We start from the raw sequence: 26,181 nt of genomic DNA, 5'->3' as shown, positions 1-26,181 counted from the left end.
CCGTTCCACACCCGTGCTTTGACAGTGACGAGCCGATGCCTTTCTGTGATGTTATTCATTCATCGCACAGCGACAGTTTTATTAAAGAAAAATCAAATTCTTTCAAATTTCAACTCATTTTTAATTAATTTAGGTAAGGAAATCTACATGCACACTTTATCAGCTACGCCCTATACGAGAATATTTTTTACAGAATGGCAACTTGAACCTCTGTCAAGCAAATACAATATGATAATGGACCAGACAATTACGGGTTCTTTGGATATTCATAAGCTTGAACGTGCGGTTAAGTACGTCATTCATAAATATCCTGTGCTGCATAGCCATCTGGTTGAAGAGGATGGGCAGCTTTTATGGCGTAGAAATGCTGAGACGTGTGTAACAGGATTAGAAAGGTGCAATAGCCTAGAGGCTTTAGCTGAGTTAGCAACGCGACCTTTTGATCTCAATAATGGTCCGCTATTTAGCTATGGTTTCTACCATGATAAAGAAAATGAGGTGTATGAGTTTGTTCTGGTTATGCATCATGTCATCATCGATGGGCTTTCAGTGGCTGACGTTTATACTGAAATGTCGGATTATTATAATGACAGTGTGACAGCGGAAAATCACATTAATGATAACAGATTTTTCTTGGAAAGAGGGCGGGATTATCTGGATAAACTCAACGAGCTGTCTACTGCCAACCCCGCTGAGTATTGGCAGAAAGCATTAACAGGATTACCTAAAAAGAACGAAATTCCTTATGTACATCTCCCTGATTCCACCCCCATTAATAGGCAAGTAAAATTCTTGCTTCCACTAAGAAAATGGGAAGTGCTTAAAAGAAACGTAAAACATGCTAATGCATTTTTGGTGTTTAAAACGATTTGGGCCTTACTGATTGCACGTTATTGTCAAAGTGAGGCTGCGCATATCGCTTACCCAGTTTCTATGGAAAGCGGTAGCCATCTGAGTTTAGGGGCACAGGTAAATACGGCGGTGTTCCCTTTTTTTGTCCATCAAGGGGATAGTTTTGCTGATATTTATCAGCGTACTTTAGCCCACAACCGCTCTTTGAAGGCCAAACCGGGGTTACGTTTTACCCGCTGGCCGATTTATGAGGTGCTGAAAAATAGCGGGATACGTCCAAATGTCAGTTTTGCCCAAGCGCACTTCAATGAGCTGACACTGGCGTTAACGGGCTGCCAAACACGCTGTAACCACCGTTTTGACCAGAGCTTGGCCAATGCTGAACTGGTTTTGGAATATCAGGAACAAAGCGGGGACATGGCATTTCGTATCCGTTATGAGCCAGAGCTGTTTGCTCCGCAGCAAATTGCCGCAATGGCCGAGCAGTTTCAGTACCTGCTAAATCAGCTGTTACTGCATCCAGACAAACCGTTAGAGAGCTTTCCCCTGCTGACTCCAGCGCAACAGCGTGAGCAACTGATCGATTGGAATCCCCCGCAGTCAAAACAGGCGATGGCACCGGGCACGTTGCACCAGGCTATTACTGAGCAGGCCAAAAAATACCCGCAGCGTATTGCCTTGATCGATGAACGCCAGCAGTTGACCTACCTGGCGTTAGAACAAAAAAGTAGTTGTCTTGCCAGGCGTATTAAGGAGCACTATCAACGCATTACACAGGAAAGTATTGGCCCGGACACCCTCATTCCTCTGTGTCTGAACCGTGGCGTAGATATGATAGTGACCATGCTGGCGATTATGAAAACGGGGGCCGCTTATATTCCGTTGGAGCCACAACTGCCCAAGCAGCGCATCAATTATATTCTTGCCGATAGCGGTGCTCGATTGCTGATAACCGAACAGGGGCTGCGGGCAAAACTGCAGGATATGGCGTTGCCAGTTGAGCTCGGGTTAGTGGATGACCCTGCCGACAGTGGGGCCACCAGCGATGTTCCTTTGGCCGTTGAATCCTCTCCTCATCAGATGGCTTATGCTATTTACACCTCAGGAACCACGGGGCAACCCAAGGGCGCTTTGCTGGAGCATCAGGGTGTACTCAATATGGTTCGCGAGTTTCAGGCCATCCTCGGACACTCTGATAAAGCGCGGTGCTGCCTGCAATTTGCCTCAGTGGTGTTTGACGCCCATGTGGCGGAAACCTATATCGCTTTGTGTGGCGGCCATACGCTGGTGGTAGCGTCTGAAGAACAACGCCACGACCTGCCTGCGTTATTGGCGCTGATTGAACAACATCACATTGAATTTGCCCATTTGCCGCCCGCGTTATTAAAGCTAAAGCCGAACATTCCGGCCTGTTTATCGCAGATTGTGGTTGCGGGGGAAGCAACATCGCGAGCGTGTCTCGATCACTACACCCAATTGGGGCACCAACTGTTTAACGGTTATGGCCCTTCAGAGGCGAGCGTGTGTGTTGCGATCAATCTTTATCGTTACAACGGGGCGAATACTATCGGGCGGCCACTGCCTGGTGTGCGTCTCTATGTTTTGGATAGCCAGCAGCGGCCACTGCCTATCGGTGTGCCTGGTGAGCTTTGTGTTTCGGGGGTTGGGTTGGCACGGGGTTATCTGAATCAGCCGCTGCTGACGCAGGAAAAGTTTATTGCCAACCCGTTTGCACAGGCGGACGAAAGTGAATATCAGCGGCTTTATCGTACCGGTGACAGGGTGCGCTGGCTACCGAATGGTGAGCTGGAATATGTTGGCCGTGACGATTTCCAGGTCAAAATTCATGGACATCGGATTGAGTTAAGCGAGATTGAACAGGCCTTTGTGGCAGTAACCTCAGTAGCGCACTGTGCGGTCGTGGTTCGTGGGCAGGAGGAGACACCGCGGATCGTTGCTTATTATGTCGCTGAGGTCACGCTCAATGATGAACAGGTAAAACGCCAGTTGGCTGAGCGGTTGCCGGACTACATGGTGCCAGCGGTATTGGTACAACTGATGTCGCTACCGTTAACCATCAACGGCAAACTGGATATGCGTGCATTGCCTGAACCCGGCTACAGCCAGGCTTGTCATGACTATCGCCCGGCCACCACCTATCAGGAAAAGCAGCTACAGGCGGTTTGGCAACAGGTGATGGGGCTTGAAGATATCGGGCTCAATGATGATTTCCTGCGTTTGGGAGGGGACTCCATTACTGCGATCCGCCTGGTGTCGGAGATGCGCAGGATTGGCATGGTGTGCCGTACTCAGGATCTCTATCACTATCGCTCGATTGCTGCTTTGTTGGACAATCTTGCAACAACGGCCCTGCCCAACGCAGTGCAGGCTGAGCAGGGGATACTTAGCCAGGATATTCCCCTGTCACCCACCCAGCTCTGGTTCTTTGAGCAGGAATTCGCGCATAGCCATTATTGGAATCAATCATTCCTGATCCGTGTGCCAGAGTTGGATCTGGGCAGATTGCAACAGGCGATCGACGCGTTGGCGGTGCACCACGACATGTTGCGCGCCTATTTTACGTTGGAACAACAGGGCTACCGGCAGCATTATCAGGAGCAATCAGCCCCTCGTACTTTACTGCGCTGTCACCGAACCGAGCTTTCTGATGCTGAATTGGAGGCACTGTTCAGTGCGTGGCAGAGTGGCTTTGATTATCAGCAAGGGCCTCTGTGGCAGTTTGGTTATGTTGAGGGGTATCAAGATGGTAGCGCCCGCATTTTCTTTGCCTGCCATCATCTGATTATCGATGCGGTATCCTGGCGTATTCTGGTGGAGGATCTGCGTCGCTTGTATCTTGGCGAAGCTCTGGGGCCAAAGTCTGCCAGCTATCGGCAATGGGTGAATGCCCTACTGGATTATGAGCCAACCGGTTTGAGGGAGGCGGATTACTGGCAGCAGCAGTGTGAGCAACAGCGGGATTATCGCGCTGATTTCGCGTTGAGCGATCGGCTTAACCTGCATTATGGCCAATTGGATTCTATGGCCACTGGCAAACTGATGCGAATGAGCGGGCAGACCAACGATCTGCTGCTCACCGCATGGCTGCGTACCCTGCGCCATTACAGTAATACCCACAGCCACACGCTGATGTTAGAAAGCCACGGACGTGATTTACCCGGTGGCCATCTGGACGTTGGGCGTACCCTTGGCTGGTTTACCGCCCTGTACCCGGTAAACTTTACTCTGGCAGATAACCCGCAGGCGGATGTTGCGCAGGTGCGCGCGGCGTTGGAGGCGGTGCCGAACCAAGGTATCGGCTACGGCGTGCTGCGTGTGCGCGGCGGGGAACATCGGCCAGCGTTGCGCCACCCTGGGGTGATTTTCAACTATCTGGGGCAATTTACCGATCAGGGGGCTGAATGGCAATTGCTGGCCGAGCCATCCGGCCAAAACAGTGATCCAACCAATACCAACCGTGAACTGCTGATACTCAATAGCTGGGTGGCAGACGAGACACTGTGTTTCCGTCTGGACGGCATGTTGACTGCGGCGGCTTTGCTGGACATTGCCCAGCAATTTACCCATCAAGTCCAGCAGTTGATTGAGCAAGACAGCGGGGCACCGGTGGTGATGGGCGAGGAACTGCCCGCAACGCTATGGCAAAGATTGCAGCAAAGCTATACACCGCAAGCGATCTTCCCCTGTAATAGCCTGCAACAAGGGTTTATCTATCATGCAGTCAGCCAACCTGACGATCCGAGCTATCGGGTGCAAATGGTGCTGGATTATCTTACTGAGCTGAATCCTGATACCTATCGGCAAGCGTGGGAAATGGCTGTGGTGCGTTTCCCGATTTTGCGTACTTGTTTCAATTGGCAGTGGCAGCCGTTGCAGGTGATTTGTGCAGAAACGGCAATCGACTGGCACTATGAGGACTATCAGCAGCAGGAGAATTGGCAACAGGCGCTTGACCAGTTGTGCGAGCAACAGCGAGTGCAGCCGTTCGATCTGCAACAGCCTGGTCTGTTCCGCTTACGGCTGGTGCAGATTAGCGCCCAGCATTACTGCCTGGTTTATACCGTACACCACAGCATCACCGATGGGTGGAGCGGCCAGCTTTTGCTGAAGTATGTACATCAAGCCTACCAGCAATTACTGGCGGGGCAGCAGCCCGACAGCCAGCAGGAGGTCACCTACCTGCTGGCACAGCGTTACTATATGGAACAGGCGGAACACTGCCGGGCCTATTGGCAACAGCGGCAGCTCAACCAATGTCAGGCGAATGATATCTCCTACCTGCTCAGCCTGCCTTATGAGCAAAAAAACAGTAAAAACGTAGAGCAGACCCTGCTTCAACGCCAATTGCCTCCTGCTCTGTATTCATCGTTGCAGCAGCTATCGCTGAATCAGGGGGTGACACTGAACGTGATGTTGCAGTTTGTCTGGCATAAGTTACTGCACATCTACAGCCGACAGGAGGTCACGCTGGTGGGGACTACGGTGTCAGGCCGTAATCTGCCGATTGACGGCATTGAGGACAGCGTTGGTTTGTATATCAACACGCTACCCTTGCGGGTGGATTGGGATAACGACCATAGCTGTTTGCAGCAGTTGCAGGAAATTCAGCGTTCCCTGAATGAACTGGACGAATACTGTTACCAACCTCTGGCTGAACTGAGCTATGGCGGCGAAGCGCTGTTCCACACCTTGCTGGTGTTTGAAAACTACCCGAGTGCTGATACGGCTGATATGCCGGTGCGTGTCCGCTCAACCGCAGAGAAAACGGATTATCCGCTGAATCTGTTGGCGCACACCACCGATGATGGGCTATTGCTTTCACTGGCGTATGCCAACGCGTATCTGACCCGTGATAAAGCGGACACTCTGCTATCTTTGCTGGTCACCCTGCTGGAACATTTGCCAACGCATTTGTATGTTCCCCACCACCAATTGCCGTTGCTAAGGGCCAGCAAACCGGTTCAAGCACCGACGCTGGCACTGGACTCAGCGTTTGACTACCGCTGCGCGCTGCATCAGCGCTTTATGGACTGGGCGTTAGAGCATCCGGATGATATTGCGGTTATTGATGCTTTGGGCAGTTGCAGCTATGGCGAGCTGTATCAGGCTGCTTTGGTGCTGTCGAACCAGATCCGTCAATGCGCAAAACGTGATTCGGCGTTAGTCGCTATTCTGATGGACAAAGGGCGTGCGCAGGTTATTGCCATTTTGGCTACCTTGATGGCAGGGAAAGCGTACCAGCCGATGGACAAATCCTGGCCGGAAAAACGCCGTTTGACGATCGTTGAACAGGCTGAGATCGGGATCGTCCTGTGCGATGAGCCTTGGCAACATCCCGCCTTCACTTCTTTGGTGCTTGATAGCACCGGCAAAGCGTTGGGGATAGCATTACCCGAGTCTTTATTAGCACCACAGCCCGTAGAACCCGACGCGTTGGCCTATGTCATATTTACTTCTGGTTCTACCGGGGTGCCGAAAGGCGTGGCGATCTCACATGCGGCGATCACCAATACGGTTATCGCTATGAATAACCTGCTGAATGTTGGCACAGACGATGCGACTTTTGCTGTCAGTGCGCTAAGTTTTGATGTCTCTGTCTACGACATTTTTGGCATGTTGTCGGCGGGGGGGCGCGTGGTGCTCCCGACGGAGTCGCAACGCTATCAGCCTCAAGCATGGTATCAGCTGTTATTGCAGCATCAGGTGACCGTCTGGTTCTCAACCCCGGCCTTCTTTGATCTGCTGCTTCAGCATAAGGAGCAATATGCCAGCGACTCTGTTTCCCCATTACGTTCGGTGATATTAGGTGGAGATTGGGTCTCACCAATGCTGGCACAGCGCTGCTTTGCCTGGGGGGCACAATGCCGTTTCCTCAACTGTTGGGGCGTTACCGAAGTGGCTATCTGTTCAACCATGTATGAAGTGGGAAAAACGGAGCAGTTCCAGCAAAGCATTCCACTGGGGCCGACCTTGGCAAATCAGTCGCTTTATGTTTTGGATGCCGAACTGAAGCCGTTGCCGCAAGGTGTGGTAGGTGAGTTGTATATCGGTGGCGTCGGCTTGGCGCAAGGCTATTTCAACGATACAGAGCGAACCACTGAGCGTTTTATTTTTCATCCAATGACCGGGGAGCGCCTGTACCGCACCGGAGATCTGGGCCGTACGCTGGAGGACGGTAACATCCAGTTCCTGGGGCGTATCGACAATCAGGTCAAACTCAATGGTTACCGTATTGAACTGGGTGAAATAGAGCGCACCCTCTCTGCCGTACCGGAGATCGGCCAATGTGTGGCGCTAGTGACCGAGAGCAACCCCAGAATATTGCTGTATTACACCGCCAGCCAGGAGATGGACCACACTTACCTGCACGAGTTGCTGGCGCAGACGTTGCCGGAATATATGCGCCCCGCCGATATGATCCCGTTAGAGAGTTTTCCACTCAGCGTCAACGGCAAGGTCGATCGCCGAGCGTTGCCTATACCGGAACAGAGCGTCGCTCAGAAGGCCTATACGGCCCCGAGCACCGAGTGGGAGACGCTTTGTTGTGACCTGTGGGCAGAGATTTTGCGGGCCGAACGCATTGGGGTTGACGATAACTTTTATAGCAGTGGCGGTAATTCCATCCAGGCAATTACCCTCTGTAACCGGCTGAGTCAGGCGTTGGGGAGGGAAGTGACTTTTGCCATGCTCAGCGCTTATCCGACAGTCCGGCAGTTTTGCCAGCACTTGGAACAGCAGACGGCGGTCAATGCGGCTGGGCCCATCGCGGCGCTGGCGCAGACCCGATATCCACTCTCATCATCACAGATGCGTTTGTGGTTTCTTGACGAACTGATGCAGGGCAACGATCTCTATCAAGTTCCGGTGCTGTTTGAATTGGGCGAGGAGATTAATGTTGACGCTTATCTGCTGGCATTACAGGCGGTGGTGACACGCCACCATTTGCTGCGCAGCACGATAGTGCAGAATGCGGACGATGGCACCACGCAGTTTGTATTGCAGCAGCGCCCTCTGCCGCTAGAACGTCTGCACGTGACGGCTGAAGAATGGGAAACCACCCTGGCGGCCGTCATTCACCGGCCTTTCGACCTACGTAAAGAATATCCGCTCCGTCATATGTTGATCGAACGTCGGGAGACTGACGGGCGGGTAACCCGTTTCTCTTTGCTTAACGTGCATCACATCGCTTTTGATGGCTGGTCGGCGAATCTGCTGTTGGCGGAACTTGAAGGGCACTATGCATTCTTTGCCTGTGATACCCCGCTGACGCTGCCCGAGTTGACTATCCAATATTCTGACTATGCCTCTTGGCTGGAGAGCCAGCTAGGCAACGAGCGCGACCAGGCTCGGCAGCAGTTCTGGTTGGATAAAATGCAGGGATATCAGTTGTTAGAGCTTCCTACCGATTATCCGCGGCCAAAAGAGTTTGACCATCGAGGGGCAACGGTTTCTTTTGACATAGACCTTGAGCTGAGTGAACAGTTGCGTAGCCTGGCCCGCACCACGGGTGTAACGCTACACGCGGTATTACTGGCAGGTTTTACTCTCCTGCTGGGTAAATATAGCCATCAGCAAGATATTGTTATTGGCGCGCCGGTGGCTAACCGCTCGCATTCCCAGATCGAACCGCTGATTGGTTTGTTTGTAAACACGCTGGTGCTGCGTAATACCATTGATCCAGAACTGCGCGTTGATGAGATGATCCGGCAGGTGTTTAGCAATACCGTGGCCAGTCAGGAGTATCAGGACATGCCGCTGGAGAAGCTGGTTGAAAGCTTGAATGTCGAGCGCGATCTGTCCAGACAGCCGCTATTCCAGGTCGTGTTCAGCGTTGAGCAAGTCATGGGCGCGCAGCAGGAAAAAGCGATATTTACTCCGCTTGATCTCAATCACTACTACCAGGTAGCGAAGTTCGATCTCGGTCTGATGATTGAAGATGGGCAGCCGCAACTTGCCGCTTACATCAACTACGCCTGTGCGCTGTTTTCTCCTGAGACCATCGACCGTTTTATGCAGCACTATCGGCAATTATTGCGTTACATGGTACAAGCGCCAACGGCAAAAGTAGCCAATCTGAGCCTATTGTCTGGTGAGGAACAGCGTAAGCTACTGCAACCCGCGCTGGAGACTCGGCCATCAGCCGAATATGCCCACGCGATTCATCATGGATTCATGGCATGGGCCAAACAACACCCTAATGATATCGCCTTGATCGATTCACAGGGGAGCTGTACCTATGGTGAGTTGTACCAACTGGCGCTGGTGCTCTCTAACCAAATCCGGCAGGGCAATTTGGGTAGTTCGGCATTAATTGCCGTAGCGATGGATAAAGGGCGGGCGCAGATGGTCGCGGTGTTTGCGGTGCTGATGGCTGGCCGTGCTTATTTGCCGATGGATACCTCATGGCCTGAGAATCGCCGGGCGAGCATCATGCAGCAAGCGGGTTGCCGCCTGGTGCTGGCGGATCGGCCTTGGCAGCAGGAAGCATTTACCACGATTTACCTGTTACCAAGCGGGGTCGCACCAACACTAGCGGTTCCAGAGGTGATGCTACCTCCCGAAACCGTAGCCCCAGAGCAATTGGCCTATGTCATCTTTACCTCGGGCTCTACCGGGGTTCCGAAAGGCGTCGCAATTCAACATGCTGCGGCCAATAACACGCTGATTGATGTCAATCAGCGCCTGAAAATTGTCCCTGGTGACGCTACGTTGGCCATCAGTGCGTTGAGTTTTGATCTGTCGGTTTATGATATTTTTGGCCTGTTGTCCGCAGGGGGGCGTTTGGTGATCCCAAGTGAGAAACAGCGCTACCAGCCGGATGCCTGGTGCCACCTGATGTTAGAGCACCGGGTGACGCTCTGGCAGTCTGCCCCTGCATTGTTTGAACTGTTGATGCAGTATGTGGAACGTGAAAAGTTACAACTCAATCGCAGTTTAAGCCGCGTGATGTTAAGTGGCGATTGGATCCCGGTAAATCTGCCACAGCGCTGTCATCGTTGGGCTCCTGACTGCCGCTTTATTAGCGCAGGCGGGGCAACGGAAGCGGCCATCTGGTCGATCATGTATGAAGTGGAGAAAGGGGCGCTATTTCAGCAGAGCATCCCTTACGGCCAAGCGCTTGCCAATCAGTGTTTTTATATTCTGGATGAGCATCTGGTGCCAGTACCGCCGGGCATTATCGGTGAGCTGTTCATTGGTGGGGTTGGGCTGGCGCAGGGATATTTCAACGATCCGGCACGCACGGCGGAACGGTTTATCAAGCACCCGGTAACGGGGGAACGGCTCTATCGCACTGGCGATCTCGGCCGCTGGTTGCACGACGGTAATATTGAATTCTGCGGGCGCGTTGATAATCAGGTCAAAGTAAATGGTTACCGGGTTGAGTTAGGTGAAATTGAAAATACTCTGATGGAAATTGGTGCCATTAAGCAATGCCTGGTGGTGAAAGCCATGGGTGAGCAAGAGCGGTTAATTGCCTATTACGTGAGTGACACGCCCTTGGACCATTCACGCTTGTTGACCCACGTTCAGGGGCGCTTGCCAATGTATATGGTGCCCGCTGCGTTTATTTTCCTGACGGAGTTCACGCTCAATGCCAATGGGAAAATAGACCGCAAACGGCTGCCGTTGCCAGCGGATGATGATGCTACTCGCCAGTATGTTGCCCCGGAAACGGAGCAGGAACGGCAGTTGTGCGCATTGTGGCAAGAGGTATTGCAGCGAGAGGTGATTGGCGTGACCGATGACTTCTTTGCCAGTGGGGGGAGTTCTATTCTGGCTATTTCGTTGTGCCAGAAAATGTCCAGTTTACTGGCGGAAACCGTGCCGGTGGTGAAGCTGTTTAAATACCGCACTATCCGCAGCATGTTAGCGGTAGAAAACTATCAGTCTGTTCAGCGCCTTAACCGTTATCAGCCGGGTGCGGGGAATCTGTGGATGATTCATCCTGCCTTGGTGGGGTGTGAAACCTACATTAATTTTGCCAAAAGGGTGGAGGGTGAGATCAACTGCCTCGGGGTGGATAACTACAACCTTTACCACTGTCAGCAGCAACTGACCGATTTATCCTCGGTGGCAGCCTACTACTTGGCGCAAATGGAGTCGCAAGGGCTGTTGGAACAACCGGTGATTCAACTCTTGGGTTGGTCATTGGGTGGGCTGATTGCCCTCGAGATTGCCGCTATGTTGGAGGCGCGCGGCGTCAGGGATATCCAGCTTTATCTGTTGGACAGTTACTATCAGGCCAAGGTGAACTATCAGGATATGCCAGACTTGCGTAAAAACATGCTTGCAGAGCTGGGCGTGCATGGGGAGGGCGCGAAGCGGGCCTTGGCCGTTGAAGATGCGGAGAATGCCATCGGCCAAGGGCAGACTTCTGGGCGGCTACGGCATACAGAGGTGACCCTGTTTAAAGCCACTCAGATGTCTGCTTACTATCAGGCTTTGGCGGGAGATAAGGGAACCTGGCAGAGTGAGGATAATGGCGTTGGCGCGGTGTGTGATCGGCTGAATATCATCCCGTTAGCGTGCAATCACCATAATATTCTCGATTGCGTCGATGAGATTCGGAGGGTGATAAAGCCGTTGTGATGATAACCGCCAGAGATGGCGCAATTCTCTGAAACCGAGATTGGCAGAGCCGCAAGCAGGCCCTGCCAATCTTTCAAAACTACCCTTTCACCAGCCAATATACCGCCTCAAACGGCCGCAGCGTCATGGCCTGCGGTTGTTCTGCCGCATCTGCGTAGTTGCTCATCAAGGGTTGCCACACATCGGCAAGCTCAACGCCTGCGGCGTTCCACGCCAAAGGCTCACGGCTCAGGTTAGCGACAACCAGCAGCCGCTGCCCGTTCCAACGGCGCTGATAGCACCACAATGCCGGGTGATCCGCGGCCAGATCCTGATAATCACCGTGCGTCAGCAGCGGATACTGCTTGCGCAGGGCGATCAGATGGCGATAGGCATAGAATACCGAATCCCGATCCGCCAGCGCCGCTTCCGCATTAATCTGCGGGTAATTCTCTGCGCAGGCGATCCACGGCGTGCCGCGGGTAAACCCGGCGTTGGCGCTGGCGTCCCACTGCATCGGCGTGCGGCTGTTGTCGCGCGACTTGCAGGCCAGGATCGCCAGCAGCTCGGCGTCGCTTCTGCCTTGCACGCTCAGCTCGGTGTACATATTCAGGCTTTCCACGTCACGATACTGACTGATATGACTAAAACCGGGGTTGGTCATGCCGAGCTCTTCGCCCTGATAAATATACGGCGTACCCTGCATACCGTGCAGCAGCATCGCCAGCATCTTGGCGGCGGTGACGCGCAGTTCGCCCTCGTCGCCAAAGCGCGAAACGATGCGTGGCTGATCGTGGTTACACCAGAACAGCGCGTTCCAGGCACGGTTGTGCATGCCTTGCTGCCAGTGGCGGAAAATCTGTTTCAGCTCAACGTAATCCGGCGCAGCCAGCGTCCATTTCTGCCCGTTAGCGTAGTCCACCTTTAAGTGATGGAAGTTGAAAGTCATCGACAGTTCTTTGCCACCCTGCGCCGCGTACTGCTGGCAGTGCTCCAGCGAAGTGGAGGACATTTCGCCCACGGTCATCAGGCCGCGCGGCTGAAACACCTCGCGGCTCATTTCCTGCAGGAACTCGTGGATGCGCGGGCCATCGGTATAGAAACGGCGGCCATCGCCCTGGATATCGTTAGGGAAGTCCTGCTGTTTGGAGACCAGATTGATCACGTCGAGGCGCAACCCGTCGACGCCCTTATCCGCCCAGAACTGACACACTTTCTTCAGCTCTTCGCGCACCGGCGGGTGCTCCCAGTTGAGATCGGCCTGCTCGGTGGCGAACAGGTGCAGGTAATACTGGCCGCTGTCGGCATGCCATTGCCAGGCGTTGCCGCCGAACTTGGAACGCCAGTTATTGGGCGGTGCATTACCCTCACCGTCGCGCCAGATATAGAACTGGCGCAGCGGGCTGTGGCGATCCTGTGCCGCTCTAAACCACGGGTGCTCGGTGGAGGTATGGTTGAACACCATATCCATCACGATGCGGATGCCGCGCTGGTGGGCCTGTGCCACCAACCGCTCAAAGTCCGCCAGGGTGCCATAGGCCGGATCGATGGCGCAGTAGTCGGCCACGTCGTAGCCGTTATCCACCTGCGGCGACACATACACCGGCGTCAGCCAGATGGCGTCGATCCCCAGTTCCTGTAAATAGTCCAGCCGCTGGATGACACCCGCCAGATCGCCATAGCCGTTGCCAGTGCTGTCCTGGAAGCTCTTTGGGTAGATTTGATAGATGACACCGTTTTGCCACCAGGGGATAGGATTGCTCATCGGAAGCGTTGCCTCTTTATGTATTGCCATAGGCCCACCCGCAGGCAGGCCCCTTATTGATTCAGACCGGCAACTCACCGCGGCTGGCCTTGCGTTTGTACACCATGATGGTCAGCAGCAGCGGGACTATTACAGCAACCAGAATCGCCAGAGAATAGATTGCCCAGAACTGCGGTTTAATGGAGAGAATCCCCGGCAAGCCGCCGACGCCGATGCCGTTGGCCATCACGCCGGTCAAGCCGCAAATCAGGCCTGCGATGGCTGAGCCGATCATCGCGCACAGCATTGGGAAGCGATATTTGAGGTTGATACCGTACATGGCCGGTTCGGTAACGCCGAGGTAGGCTGAGATCGCCGCCGGTACTGAAATTTCACGCTCGTTGGCCTTGCGGCTGATAATGATAATGCCAAGCACCGCCGAGGCCTGCGCGATGTTAGACAGTGCAATCAGCGGCCAGACCGGCGTGCCGCCCATGCTTTGGATCATCTGCATGTCGATCGCCAGCGTGGTCTGATGCACACCGGTAATCACCAGCGGCGCATACAGGAAGCCGAATAGCGCAGCGCCGATCGGCGCAAAGCTGCCGGTCATCACCGCTTTTACCGCCCAGGCTACGCCGTCGCCGATCATGCGGCCAAATGGGCCGATCAGCGTGTGCGCCAGGAACACGGCCAATAGCAGAGAAACCACCGGCACCACGACCAGATACAGATAATCCGGCACGATCTTTTTCAACCGGGTTTCGATCCAGCCCAGCGTCAGGCCGGCGAGGATCGACGGGATCACCTGCGCCTGATAGCCCACTTTCTGAATGGTGAACCAGCCGAAGTTCCACACTTCCGGCACCTGCTGGCCGAGCAGGTAGGAGTTCATCAACTGTGGCGAAACTAAGGTAATGCCCATCACGATCCCGAGTACCGGCGTGCCGCCCATCTTCTTCACCGTTGACCAGCAGATAGCGACCGGCAGGAACATAAAGATGGCTTCACCGAGCAGCCACAGGAAATCGTAAATGGTTTTCCAGGCCGGATGCATCTGGGCCAGCGTTTGCCCGCCAGACATCGGGATATCGCCGATCACGTTGCGGAAGCCGAGGATCAAACCGCCGCTGATCAAGGCTGGCAGCAGCGGGAAGAAGATTTCAGCGAAGTGCGAGATAGCACGTTCGAACCAGGTCATGTTCTGGCGTGCGGCCAGCTTGGCCTGTTCTTTGTTAGCTTCGTTGCCGCCGGTGGTGGCGATCAGCGCTTTATAGTAATCGCCCACTTCCGGGCCAATGACGACCTGGAACTGCCCGGCGTTGGTAAAGCAGCCTTTGACCATACGCAGCTCTTCGATCGCTTTAGGGTTGGCCTTGGCGGGATCGTTAAGCACGAAACGCAAACGGGTAATACAGTGGCTGACGGTGGCGATGTTCTCGCTGCCACCCACCAGCACAATCAGGCGGTCGATATCCTGCTGCTGAACTTTACTCATGATGAAACCCTTTTTTAGGCGCAGAGGTGTGGATAAATAAAGCTTAGTCATTCGCGGGTGTTTATGAAATGGGAACGTTCCCATTTTGGGTTGAGGATCACAAAATGGATCATCAAGGGATCTGGATCCCATCAGAGCAATGCAGCCTTAACATATTGATTATTCTAAATGTTGGTAACGGCTTATGGGTTCGGGTTGGCCCGCTAAGGGCCTGCGGTTTTTAACGGGGCGCTGTGATAGGTAGCCGGGCATTGTCAGCCCCGGCAGGGGGGATTATTGACAGGCGTTGATTAAACGAAAGTTATAATCCTTTCGACTTTAAACGAGCCACGTGATCAACAAACAGTTGAACAGGGTTGGTACTGCTGGTGACAACCCCGGCAGTTTGATTGATCGCATCCAGGTGATCCATTGAATAATCGGAGCGGATCACCTTACCGAGATGCATACTATAGCGCCCAACCAACCCATCATTCTGGAAACGTTCTTTGGTGAACAGAAATGAAAGGGCAACCATTGAAGTATGCAGCGGATCAAAATTATTAAGCCCCTGTTCAATCGGATTGTAATTAATAACCCCACCCCAAGAATAATAATAAACGCCATTCTCAAACTCTTTACCTTCCCCTCCCCACTGAGTAGGTAACCCCTGCGGATATTTGGCATTGAATTCAGCAACGCCTGCGCTGGTGAGTGAGTTAAGCGCGGCAACGCTGTCTTGTGGCAGGGAAGGGCGGCCGGTCATAAGGGAAAGGAATGAACCGAAAGCGTTCATCACTGCGCTTGCAATCGCCTCTGGAAGGGATCCAGGTTTCACTGCCAAACGGACCAGATCGGCAATTTCCGAACCAAAGTTTGCCCCATTTACGGAGGTTACAGATGCAACCAGTTCGGGGTGAATGGCGGCGACGTAGCGACAGGCCAACGGGCCCTGGCTGTGGCCAATCAGGTTGACCTTGGGGGCACCGGTTAGCTGGGTGACTTGTTTTACAAAACTGAGTAATTGTTCCCCACGAGCTTCATTACTGTTTTCTGCCGATAGAGAAGCGGTGAATACGGCCGCTCCCGCCTTTTCCAGTGCGGGCTGAATACCGAAAAAGTAAGGATAGAGCCCAGCGATCTTATCGAAACCACTGAAGCCGTGAACGAGAATAATTGGATATTTTAATGGTTGAGACATGATGAATACCTTTCATGATTATTTGGCAATATGGCCAAATAAAGAGTAAAGCGCGGTGATAATTTCTACATGCCATGACCGTTGTGTGGGGGGTAATACAAAAAATGCCACATGGTGATGCTGTTGAATATTAATATTCAATAAAGGTATTTATACCCGTCATACTTCAAGTTGCTTGGGTGTTGGCTGCCCTTGTTCACCCCAGTCACTTACTGATGTAAGCTCCTGGGGATTCATTCGGTTGCCGCCTACAAGCAACTCGAATTATTTTGGGTATATATTATTCGACAGCGGCACGAAATACAGCATTGTTGCGCGGCGGGTAAAATGATGATGGGCAACCATCATCAGGCCAGCCTGCTGGGAATAATGATCTGGCGCACACCTAGCTCACCGCTGAGCTGGCCAAGCAGTTGCTGGGCGGCCTGCTGCCCGGCGGCGCCATAGCCGAGTTCGACGGAGAATGTCTCCGGGAACAGGAAGTTCAGCAACGGGGTGTTGCCAATGGCGCACACCTGTATCGGCGCAAGAGGTTGTTGCTGTTGCAGATATTTCATCGCGCCGAGGGCGATGGTATCCGACGCGCACACCAGCGCGCTGGTATGGGGTTCAACCACGCTGGCAGCCAGCTGGAAACCGCTCTGATAGCTCAGTTCACCCAGCGCGGCAACCGGTGGGATCTTCAACTCACGGCAGGTATCAAGATAGGCCTGGTAGCGGCGCATCCCGGTAGTGGCGTCGGTTTCCTGCACGCCGAGGTAGCTGATATGGGCATGGCCCAACTGGCGTAAACGCTGCATCAGCAGTTTTACCGCGCCATCATCGTCATAACAGACGGAAGAAATACCGGGATAATCGCGCGCCATTACCACCATTTTCTCCTGCCAGGGCGCTAACATCGCGGCGCTCAGGCCGGTAAAGCCGAACAGGATCACCCCGTCGACGTTGCGCTGCTGCAAGACATGCAGGTGCTCCTGCACCAGGCGGGTTTCAAACTGGCTTTCCATCACGATCGGGTCAAAACCGTGCTGATACAGCAACGGCAGCATGGTGCGCAGCGCCTGATTTTCTGACGGTGAATCCAGCCGCGAAACGATGATCGCCACCACCTTGTCGCTTTGGCCGCGCATGGCGCGCGCTGATTTGGACGGCGTAAAGCCGTGGCTGCGGATCACCGCCTCCACCCGCTCACGGGTTTGCGGGCTTACGCTGCCTTCGTTATTCAATACGCGTGATACGGTGGATTTACCCACTCCGCTCAGGCGGGCGATATCCTTGATTGTCAGCCGGTTTTGCATGGTTTACTTGTTGTTTATGTTAAGAGGCCTAGACTGATGACACCCCACAATAGCGTATTTTGCGCTATGAATCTTGGTGCAAAGTGGGGATCTTTGCGCAAAACGGAATGACTGCGGTGGTCATTCAATCTTTTTATTTACCGGAGATGCAGTCTTTATGGACCCCGATCCTAGCCCGAGAACAGTTATTCGGCTTCCCCGGTAAAACCTCCCCGCATTGCGTTGCTGTTTTACCGGAGAAATAAACGGTAAACAGCGGTGCGTTTTCATCGCCCCTGTTGTTGTAATAGAAAGATCTGCCCGGGCGGCCGTGTTGTCGTGCCTGAAAGCCGTTCCTGCGTGCAGATCTCCTGTTCACCCACTGTCGTGAGGCACTGGGTGGTGAGGTGCGAACCATGAAATTCAAAAATATTCCCCGCCAACTGTTCGGCTTGTTTAGCCGCAGCCTGCCGCGCCGCCTGGTGCGGCGTGATGCTTTGCTGGAAAGCGTCAGCGGAGTGGCGCAAGAGCTGCCTGCCGGCTTGGCTCAGCAGCGCCTGGAGTGTGCTGCTGCCAGTGCGATGCAGCTTTATGAGCGCTTTAACAGCCACCCGGAAGGCATTACCGAGCGCGAAGCCGAAGCCGCGCGCAGCCAGTTTGGCGCCAACGTGATTGAAAACCAGCAGGCCGAAACCTGGTGGCGCCATCTGTGGCACTGTTACCGCAACCCGTTCAACCTGCTGCTGACGGTGTTGGGGATGGTTTCCTACGCCACTGAAGATCTGACCGGTGCGTTGGTGATCGGCCTGATGGTATTGATCTCCACACTGCTGCATTTCATTCAGGAAGCCCGTTCCAATAAAGCGGCGGACGCGCTGAAGGCGATGGTGAGCAACACCGCAACGGCGTATCGCAGCGATGCGCTGACCGGTAAAAGCGAACACGTTGAGCTGCCGATCGCCCAATTGGTGCCGGGGGATATCATCAAGCTGGCCGCTGGCGATATGATCCCGGCGGATCTGCGCCTGCTTTCCGCCAAGGATCTGTTTATCAGCCAGGCCGCGCTGACCGGTGAATCGCTGCCGGTAGAAAAAAGGGTCGAATCGCGTACTGCGCTGGATTCGCCGCTGGAGTGCCAGAACCTGTGCTTTATGGGCACCAACGTGGTGAGCGGCACCGCGCTGGCGATGGTGATTGGCACTGGCCGTAACACCTATTTCGGCCAGTTGGCGCAGCGCGTGATCGGCCAGGATGAGCAACCGAACGCTTTCCAGAGCGGTATCAGCAAAGTGAGCTGGCTGCTGATCCGCTTTATGCTGGTGATGACGCCGATCGTGCTGCTGATCAACGGCTATACCAAGGGGGACTGGTGGGAGGCTGCGCTGTTCTCGCTCTCTGTGGCGGTGGGGTTAACCCCGGAAATGCTGCCGATGATCGTCACTTCCACGCTGGCGAAAGGGGCGGTCAAGCTGTCGCGCCAGAAAGTGATCGTCAAGCGCTTGGATGCGATCCAGAACTTCGGCGCTATGGATATTCTGTGCACCGATAAAACCGGCACTCTGACCCAGGATAAGATCGTGCTGGAGCGCCACACCGATGCGTTTGGCGCCAGCAACGAACGGGTGTTGCGCTATGCCTGGCTGAACAGCTTTTATCAGACTGGGCTGAAAAATCTGCTGGATGTGGCAGTGCTGAACTGTGCTGATGAACGCCAACAGCCGGAGTTATTGCAGCATTACCGCAAGGTGGATGAGATCCCGTTTGATTTCGAGCGCCGCCGGATGTCGGTGATAGTAGAGAAAGACACCGAGTATCATGAGCTGATATGTAAGGGTGCGTTGGAAGAGATGCTGGCGATCTGCAGCCATGTGCGCCAGGAAGAAGCGGTGATCCCGCTCAGTGACAGCCTGCTGGCGCGCATTCGCCGCGTGACCGACGATCTGAATCAGCAGGGGTTGCGCGTGGTGGCGGTCGCCAACAAGATCCTGCCCGCGGCAGAGTACGAATACGGCGTGGCGGATGAAGCGGATCTGATCCTTGAAGGGTATATCGCCTTCCTCGATCCGCCGAAAGAGAGCACCGCTCCGGCATTGGCAGCGCTGAAACAAAGCGGCGTCACCGTCAAGATCCTCACCGGTGATAATGAGCTGGTGGCAGCGAAAGTGTGCAGAGAGGTGGGATTGGCGGCCGATCGGGTGCTGCTTGGCCGTGAAGTTGAACAGATGCATGACGACGAGCTGGCGCAGGCGGCGGCTCGTACCACGCTGTTCGCCAAACTGACGCCGTTGCATAAAGAGCGCATTGTACAACTGCTGCGCAAGCAAGGGCATGTGGTCGGCTTTATGGGCGATGGCATTAACGATGCTCCGGCGCTGCGGGCGGCGGATATTGGGATCTCGGTGGATTCGGCGGTGGATATTGCCAAAGAAGCGGCCGATATCATCCTGCTGGAAAAAAGCCTGATGGTGCTGGAACAGGGTGTGCTTGAAGGCCGTCGTACCTTTGCCAACATGCTGAAGTACATCAAGATGACCGCCAGCTCCAACTTCGGTAACGTGTTCAGCGTGCTGATTGCCAGCGCTTTTTTGCCCTTTTTGCCGATGTTGCCGCTGCACTTGCTGATCCAGAACCTGATGTATGACATTTCGCAGATCGCCATTCCATTCGATAACGTGGACGACGATCAGATCACCCAGCCGCAGCGCTGGAATTCCGGCGATCTGGGGCGCTTTATGGTATTTTTCGGGCCGATCAGTTCGATCTTCGATGTGCTGACTTTCTGCCTGCTGTGGTTTGTATTCAAAGCCAATACGCCAGAAATGCAGACGCTGTTCCAGTCGGGTTGGTTTGTGGAAGGGTTGCTGTCGCAGACGCTGATCGTCCATATGATCCGTACGCGCAAAATCCCGTTTATCCAGAGCCGCCCAGCCTGGCCGCTGTGCGTGATGACGCTGGTGGTGATCGTCACCGGTATCGGCCTGACCTTCTCGCCGTTGGCCGGTTTCCTGCAGTTGCAGGCGTTGCCGCTGAGTTACTTCCCTTGGCTGGCGCTGATTCTGGCCGGTTATATGGTGTTGACCCAGTGTGTGAAGGGCTGGTTCGTGCGCCGCTACGGCTGGCAGTAAACTTTGCGGGGGCTACGCGCCCCCTTAAGCGCGGTAGAGCAAGTCGGCATAAATCCCACTCAGTGCGCCATCCGGGGCGAACTGTTTTTTAATCCACTGCGTCACTTGCCCGGTTGCCGCATGCTGTGTGGCGAGTAACATCCGCGAATCCTGCCGCGGGTTATGAATGTTGCGGACGATCAGTAACCCTTCGGCCACCGCCTCGCGCACCATATACTCGGGCAGAAAACCAATCCCTTCCCCCAAAATCTGGCACTGGCACTTGGTGTTGAAATCCGGCACCAGAATCGCTTCTTGGCCGTGCAGCAGCCAGCCCACTTTCTTATTAATGGTGTGGGCGGTGTCTTCCACCATGATGTTCGGATACAGCCGAAGCTGGCTCTCGGAGATCGGTTCCGGCATAAACGCCAATGGATGATCCGGCGCAATGGCGAATACCCAGCGGATGGCACCAATTTCGGTGTAATCAATCCCACCGCCGTCCAGCAGAGTGTCTGGCGCGCCAATGGCGACATTGGCCTGATTATTAATGATCGAGTCCCAAACGCCGTTGTACACCTCGGTAGTTACCGTGATATGGCAGGTAGGGAACTGCTTTTTCAGCGCCTGTAACAGCCGGGCGGTATGCCACGGCGTATAGAGCAACTGATTGATGCAGATGCGCAACCGTGCCTCAATGCCTTGCGAAATGGTGTCGATGCCGCGTTTGATGGCGTGAAAATCGTTCAGCAGATCGGTGGCTTTACGGTAGAAGTAGAAACCGGATTCGGTAAGTTCAATGCTGCGGGTATTACGGTTAAACAGCACCACATCCAGCCCGGTTTCCATACGCTTGATGGTATAGCTGATGGCAGACGTCGTCAGCCCTAGCTCTTCGGCTGCCTTACTGAAGCTGCCAAAACGTGCCGTGGTGGTAAAAGCCAACAGGTTCTCTTCGGTAAAAATGGAGTTCATGCGTCGGGTTCCGAAGTTATCCTCATACTTGATGGAGGGGGCCAGAGAGTAAAACGGATTTGGCCGCATTGTTGAATGTATTTGTAATTCACCTGAGGGGCAACCAGTATTGAACGGTATTTAACAGTGGTGTTACAACTGGTTTGAGGAAGCTCACACTTCTGATCATTTGTTTGAAGCCAGATGTGGCAAGCGATGAGAGCCCACCGATCGCAGAGAGATTTACCCTGGCAAAAAAGTGAAAACAGCGAAGAAAGCCTGCGCTGTCGCACGCTCTGCTCTGATTGTTGAATACTATTCAACAATGTTTCCCTTTGCGATGAATGATTTTTAAGCGGATGTTTTTCTTTTGTGTCTGTTGCTATTCTCAGTGGCAGTGAAAAGTATCAAAAGCCCACAATAAAAGAGGGAGCCAGAATATGTCTGACCAAGAATTGCTGACTGAATTTCTTTTTGCTGCGGAACAAGGTGACACCGACGCGGTGAAAAAATGTCTGGCCGCCGGTGTAGATATTAATGCTACTAACCGCCAGGGCCGAACCGCTATTACGCTGGCCAGCCTGAATAAACATTACGACTGCGTGGCATTATTAATCTCTGCGGGGGCCGATATTAATAAGCAGGATCAAACCTGTTTTAATCCTTTCTTGATTAGCTGTTTAAATAATGATTTAACGCTGCTGCGTTTGGTATTGCCAGCCAAACCAGATTTGGATCGTTTAACCCGCTTCGGTGGCGTAGGGATCACTCCTGCCAGTGAGAAGGGCCACGTTGAGATTGTCCGTGAATTATTAACGCATACCGATATCAACGTTAACCACACCAATTTTGTCGGCTGGACACCGTTGCTGGAAGCGATTGTGCTTAATGACGGCGGGGCCAAACAGCAGGAAATCGTTAAATTGCTGCTCGATCATGGCGCCAATCCTCATATGACCGATAAGTACGGCAAGTCTCCGCTGACGCTGGCGCGGGAAAAAGGCTATCACCAGATCGCTGAGTTGCTGGTCGCCGCTGGCGCATAATAAAGGAGAAACGCTATCGCACCGCCACTCAGGCAGTGCATTACGGCGCTATCGGCGGAGGGGGCATTCCCCCGCCAGGAGCTAAGCGGGTATGTCGAACAGGTGTTTGCGCGTGCGGTTAACCTGTTCGTTCCAGAGCAGCAGATGCTCTATACGTTATTAAGCGATGAATACGATAACGCCCCCAATAGTTGCCGCATAGCGCTCCGGCACTGCGACAAGATATTTAGCCCCGGTGAACGGGTGCAGTTTTCACCCGGTGGCATTGAAATTGGCCAGAACAAGTGGATTGATTTTTCCCACTGCCAGCGGTGGCAACAGCCCGAACATGCTTTAACGGCTGAAAGCATAAAATATATTAACTGGCTGCAATGGGGGGCGTGGATTAATCAGCACGCGATATCCGGTAATTCACTTTTTCATTACCGTGGAGGGAATATATTTCATCGGGAAATTGCAAGATTATTACAGCAGCATCGTGACGCATTATTCATGGCCGTGCGGCGGAATGAAAAGCCTGACGAGGCGATACATTCCCTTATTGGCTTAGGAATTGGCCTTACGCCTTCCGGTGATGATTATCTGGTGGGGCTGTGCGTGATATTGCTTATTTCTGGCCATCCGGCACAAAAGTATCGCGCGAACTTTCTCGCCGTGTTGGAAAAGGCGAGAGAAAAAACCACGCTGTTGAGCGCAATAACCTTGGCGGAGGCTATCAATCAGCGCTATCGGCAGGTGATTAGCAACCTGGTAGCCAAAATAGTGCATGACGATTGCCACCGTATTATTCACACCATTAACGAGATTAAAAAGATCGGCTCAAGTTCAGGTTACGACATGCTGCACGGCATGGCGGATGCCTGCCTCTTGACCTCATATTTTGGAGAAAAATATGCCTATCAGGATCATGGTTAAAAAGAACACCTGGTTTGATTCCGTTTCACTGATGTCGATTTCGACTAAAGCCAACAAACTGGACGGAGTTGAGCAGGCGTTTGTGGCGATGGCCACCGAGATGAACAAAGGCGTGCTGCAGAACCTGGGGTTGTTAACCCCGGAACTGGAAGAAGCCAAAAACGGCGATCTGATGATCGTCATCAAAGGGGCCAGCGAGGAAGCTAACGAAGCCACGCTGCAGGCGATTGAAGCGTTATTCACCCATAAAGAGCAAGGCACCCGCCATGAGGCGCGCTACGCCACCTTGGCCAGCGCCAAGGCCCATATCCCCGAGAGCAACCTGGCGGTAATTGCGGTAAACGGCCTGTATGCGGCGCGTGAAGCTCGCCAGGCGCTGGAGAACAACCTCAACGTGATGTTGTTTTCCGATAACGTCTCAATTGACGATGAGCTGGCGCTGAAACAGTTGGCGCATGAAAAAGGGCTCCTGATGATGGGGCCAGACTGCGGCACCGCAATCATCAACGGCGCGGCGCTCTGCTTTGGCAACGCGGTGCGACGGGGCAACATCGGCATCATCGGCGCGTCCGGCACCGGCAGCCAGGAATTGAGCGTGCGCATCCATGAATTTGGCGGTGGTATTTCGCAACTGATAGGCACCGGCGGGCGTGATCTGAGCGAAAAGATCGGCGGCCTGATGATGCTCGACGCTCTGCAAATGCTGGAGGAAGACAGCGAAACTGCGGTGATTGTATTGATCTCCAAGCCGCCAGCGCCTGCGGTGGCGCACAAAGTGTTAGAACGTGCCCGCGCCTGCCGCAAGCCGGTGGTGGTGTGTTTCCTCGGCCGCAACGCACCGCCTGCCGACGAGGATGGGCTGCAGTTTGCCCGCGGCACCAAAGAGGCCGCGCTAAAAGCGGTGCTGCTCACCGGTATTAAGCAAGAGTCCCTCGATCTCCACCCGCTCAACTGGCCGCTGATTGAGGAAGTGCGCGCCAAGCTGACGCCGCAGCAAAAATACATTCGCGGCCTGTTCTGCGGCGGCACCCTGTGTGATGAGGCGATGTTTGCCGCCCTGGAAAAATACAGCGACGTTTACAGCAATATTCAACCCGATCCGGCGATGCGCCTGAAAGATCTGAACCAGAGCATAGCGCACACCTTCCTCGATTTTGGCGATGACGATTTCACCAACGGCAAACCGCACCCGATGATCGATCCCACCAATCGCATCAGCCGTCTGCTGCAAGAAGCGCGCGATCCTGAAGTTGGCGTGATCGTGATGGACTTTGTGCTCGGCTTTGGTGCCCACGAAGATCCGGTGGGGGTGATGATCGACGCCATCAAAGAGGCAAAGGCGATTGCCGCCCGCGAGCAGCGGCCGCTGGAGATCCTCGGTTATGTGCTGGGGACCGATCTTGATACGCCATCGCTGCAACAGCAGTGCCAGATGCTCACGGACGCGGGGGTGATCTGGGCGAGCAGCAGCACCAATACCGGGCTACTGGCGCGTGAGTTTGTCTGTAAAGGGGAGAAAGCCTGATGAGCCATACGTTATTTAACCAACCGCTGAACGTGATCAATGTGGGTCTTGCGATGTTCAGCGACGATCTCAGAAAACAGCACGTTCCGGTAACCCATCTGGACTGGACGCCGCCGGGCCAGGGCAACGTGGCGGTGATCGCCGCGTTGGACCAGATCGCCTCGCCACATCTTGCCGACAAGATCGCTGCGGCTAACCAATTGGCGCTGGAGCGTATTATTCAGTCGCACCCGGTGCTGGTGGGTTACGACCAGGCGATTAACGTGGTGCCGGGCATGACGCGCCACACCATTTTGCACGCAGGGCCACCGATTAGCTGGGAAAAGATGTGCGGTGCTATGAAAGGGGCGGTGACCGGGGCGCTGGTGTTTGAAGGGCTGGCTGCCAATCTGGACGACGCGGCCAAGCTGGCGGCCTCCGGCGAAATCATCTTTTCGCCGTGCCATGAGCATGACTGCGTGGGTTCCATGGCGGGCGTGACTTCCGCATCGATGTTTATGCACATCGTCGAGAACAAAACCTACGGCAACCGTGCTTATACCAACATGAGCGAGCAGATGGCGAAGATCCTGCGCATGGGGGCCAACGACCAGAGCGTGATTGACCGCCTGAACTGGATGCGCGATGTGCAAGGCCCGATGCTGCGCGATGCCATGAAATTGGCAGGGGAGATCGATCTGCGGCTGATGCTGGCTCAGGCGCTGCATATGGGCGACGAGTGCCATAACCGTAACAACGCGGGGACGTCGCTGCTGATCCAGGCGCTGACGCCGTGGATCATTCAGACCGGTTACCCGGTAGAACAGCAGCGTGAAGTGTTCGACTTTGTCGCCAGCAGCGATTACTTCTCCGGCCCGACCTGGATGGCGATGTGCAAAGCGGCGATGGATGCGGCACATGGCATTGAGTACAGCACCGTGGTGACCACCATGGCGCGCAACGGCGTGGAGTTTGGCCTGCGCATCAGCGGGTTGCCAGGCCAGTGGTTTACCGGCCCGGCACAGCAGGTGATCGGCCCGATGTTTGCCGGGTATAAAGAGGAAGACTCCGGGCTGGATATCGGCGACAGTGCGATTACCGAAACCTATGGCATTGGCGGCTTTGCTATGGCGACGGCGCCAGCGATTGTGGCGCTGGTGGGCGGCACGGTGGATGAGGCGATCGATTTCTCCCGCCAGATGCGCGAGATCACCCTGGGCGAAAACCCCAACGTCACCATTCCACTGCTGTCGTTTATGGGGATCCCGACGGCGATCGATATCACCAAGGTGGGCAACAGCGGCATTCTGCCGGTGATTAACACCGCCATCGCGCATAAAGATGCTGGGATCGGCATGATCGGCGCCGGTATTGTTCACCCGCCGTTTGCCTGTTTTGAGCAGGCGTTGCTGAGTTATCGCGATCGCTACTGCTCATAAAAATAACCGGGGCTAGCGATGTGTTAGCCCCAAGGTAGCAAACCAACACCAGAACCAGAATGTTGTTCACCTGCAGGA

General features: G+C 54.2%; 11 protein-coding genes. 6 read left to right on the top strand and 5 right to left on the bottom strand.

The features are described from left to right. Positions 1 to 48 precede the first annotated feature (48 nt). Positions 49 to 11,463: a non-ribosomal peptide synthetase gene (locus BMI79_RS15165; protein WP_083704450.1), complete on the top strand. Its 11,415-nt coding sequence runs from the start codon at positions 49 to 51 to the stop codon at positions 11,461 to 11,463. A gap of 79 nt (positions 11,464 to 11,542) precedes the next feature. Here the strand turns inward: BMI79_RS15165 and treC are convergent, their stop codons facing one another. From treC to treR, 4 genes are all read right to left on the bottom strand, one after another. Next, positions 11,543 to 13,207: an alpha,alpha-phosphotrehalase gene (treC, locus tag BMI79_RS15160; protein ID WP_076942976.1), complete on the bottom strand. Its 1,665-nt coding sequence runs from the start codon at positions 13,205 to 13,207 to the stop codon at positions 11,543 to 11,545. 61 nt (positions 13,208 to 13,268) lie between these two features. Continuing rightward, positions 13,269 to 14,684, bottom strand: coding sequence for a PTS trehalose transporter subunit IIBC (treB, locus tag BMI79_RS15155; protein ID WP_076942975.1), 1,416 nt, complete (start codon positions 14,682 to 14,684; stop codon positions 13,269 to 13,271). A 301-nt stretch (positions 14,685 to 14,985) separates the two neighbouring features. Further along, a complete protein-coding gene (locus BMI79_RS15150) occupies positions 14,986 to 15,864 on the bottom strand; it encodes a lipase family alpha/beta hydrolase (RefSeq protein ID WP_076942974.1) in 879 nt (292 codons plus the stop codon). A 347-nt stretch (positions 15,865 to 16,211) separates the two neighbouring features. After that, complete coding sequence (treR, locus tag BMI79_RS15145) at positions 16,212 to 17,162, bottom strand: trehalose operon repressor TreR (protein ID WP_076942973.1); 951 nt, start codon at positions 17,160 to 17,162, stop codon at positions 16,212 to 16,214. A 395-nt stretch (positions 17,163 to 17,557) separates the two neighbouring features. Here treR and mgtA point away from each other — a divergent pair, with 395 nt between their 5' ends. Beyond that, positions 17,558 to 20,266 (top strand): magnesium-translocating P-type ATPase, encoded by a 2,709-nt coding sequence (gene mgtA / locus BMI79_RS15140; protein WP_076942972.1) that lies wholly within the window; start codon positions 17,558 to 17,560, stop codon positions 20,264 to 20,266. Between the two features lie 24 nt (positions 20,267 to 20,290). On the opposite strand, the gene BMI79_RS15135 is transcribed toward mgtA, so the two are convergent. Beyond that, positions 20,291 to 21,220 carry a LysR substrate-binding domain-containing protein gene (locus BMI79_RS15135; RefSeq protein WP_076942971.1) on the bottom strand — a complete coding sequence of 310 codons (930 nt, stop codon included), beginning with the start codon at positions 21,218 to 21,220 and terminating at the stop codon, positions 20,291 to 20,293. 419 nt (positions 21,221 to 21,639) lie between these two features. Between BMI79_RS15135 and BMI79_RS15130 the strand changes: the two genes are divergently transcribed. The 4 genes from BMI79_RS15130 to BMI79_RS15115 all read left to right on the top strand — a co-directional run bounded on the left by BMI79_RS15130 (position 21,640) and on the right by BMI79_RS15115 (position 26,103). Beyond that, positions 21,640 to 22,245 carry an ankyrin repeat domain-containing protein gene (locus BMI79_RS15130; protein WP_076942970.1) on the top strand — a complete coding sequence of 202 codons (606 nt, stop codon included), beginning with the start codon at positions 21,640 to 21,642 and terminating at the stop codon, positions 22,243 to 22,245. A gap of 102 nt (positions 22,246 to 22,347) precedes the next feature. Continuing rightward, positions 22,348 to 23,160 (top strand): oxamate carbamoyltransferase subunit AllH family protein, encoded by an 813-nt coding sequence (locus tag BMI79_RS15125; RefSeq protein ID WP_341865655.1) that lies wholly within the window; start codon positions 22,348 to 22,350, stop codon positions 23,158 to 23,160. Further along, on the top strand, positions 23,138 to 24,685 hold the full coding sequence (fdrA, locus tag BMI79_RS15120) for an acyl-CoA synthetase FdrA (RefSeq protein WP_076942968.1): 1,548 nt from the start codon (positions 23,138 to 23,140) through the stop codon (positions 24,683 to 24,685). The genes BMI79_RS15125 and fdrA overlap by 23 nt, the downstream gene beginning before the upstream one ends. After that, positions 24,685 to 26,103, top strand: coding sequence for a YlbE family protein (locus tag BMI79_RS15115; protein ID WP_076942967.1), 1,419 nt, complete (start codon positions 24,685 to 24,687; stop codon positions 26,101 to 26,103). Before fdrA ends, BMI79_RS15115 begins: the two co-directional genes overlap by 1 nt. The last annotated feature ends 78 nt before the right edge of the window (positions 26,104 to 26,181 follow it).

It is taken from the genome of Serratia oryzae, assembly GCF_001976145.1.
Taxonomy (GTDB): Bacteria; Pseudomonadota; Gammaproteobacteria; order Enterobacterales; family Enterobacteriaceae; genus Chania; species Chania oryzae.
This window is presented reverse-complemented; position numbering and strand designations above follow the sequence as displayed.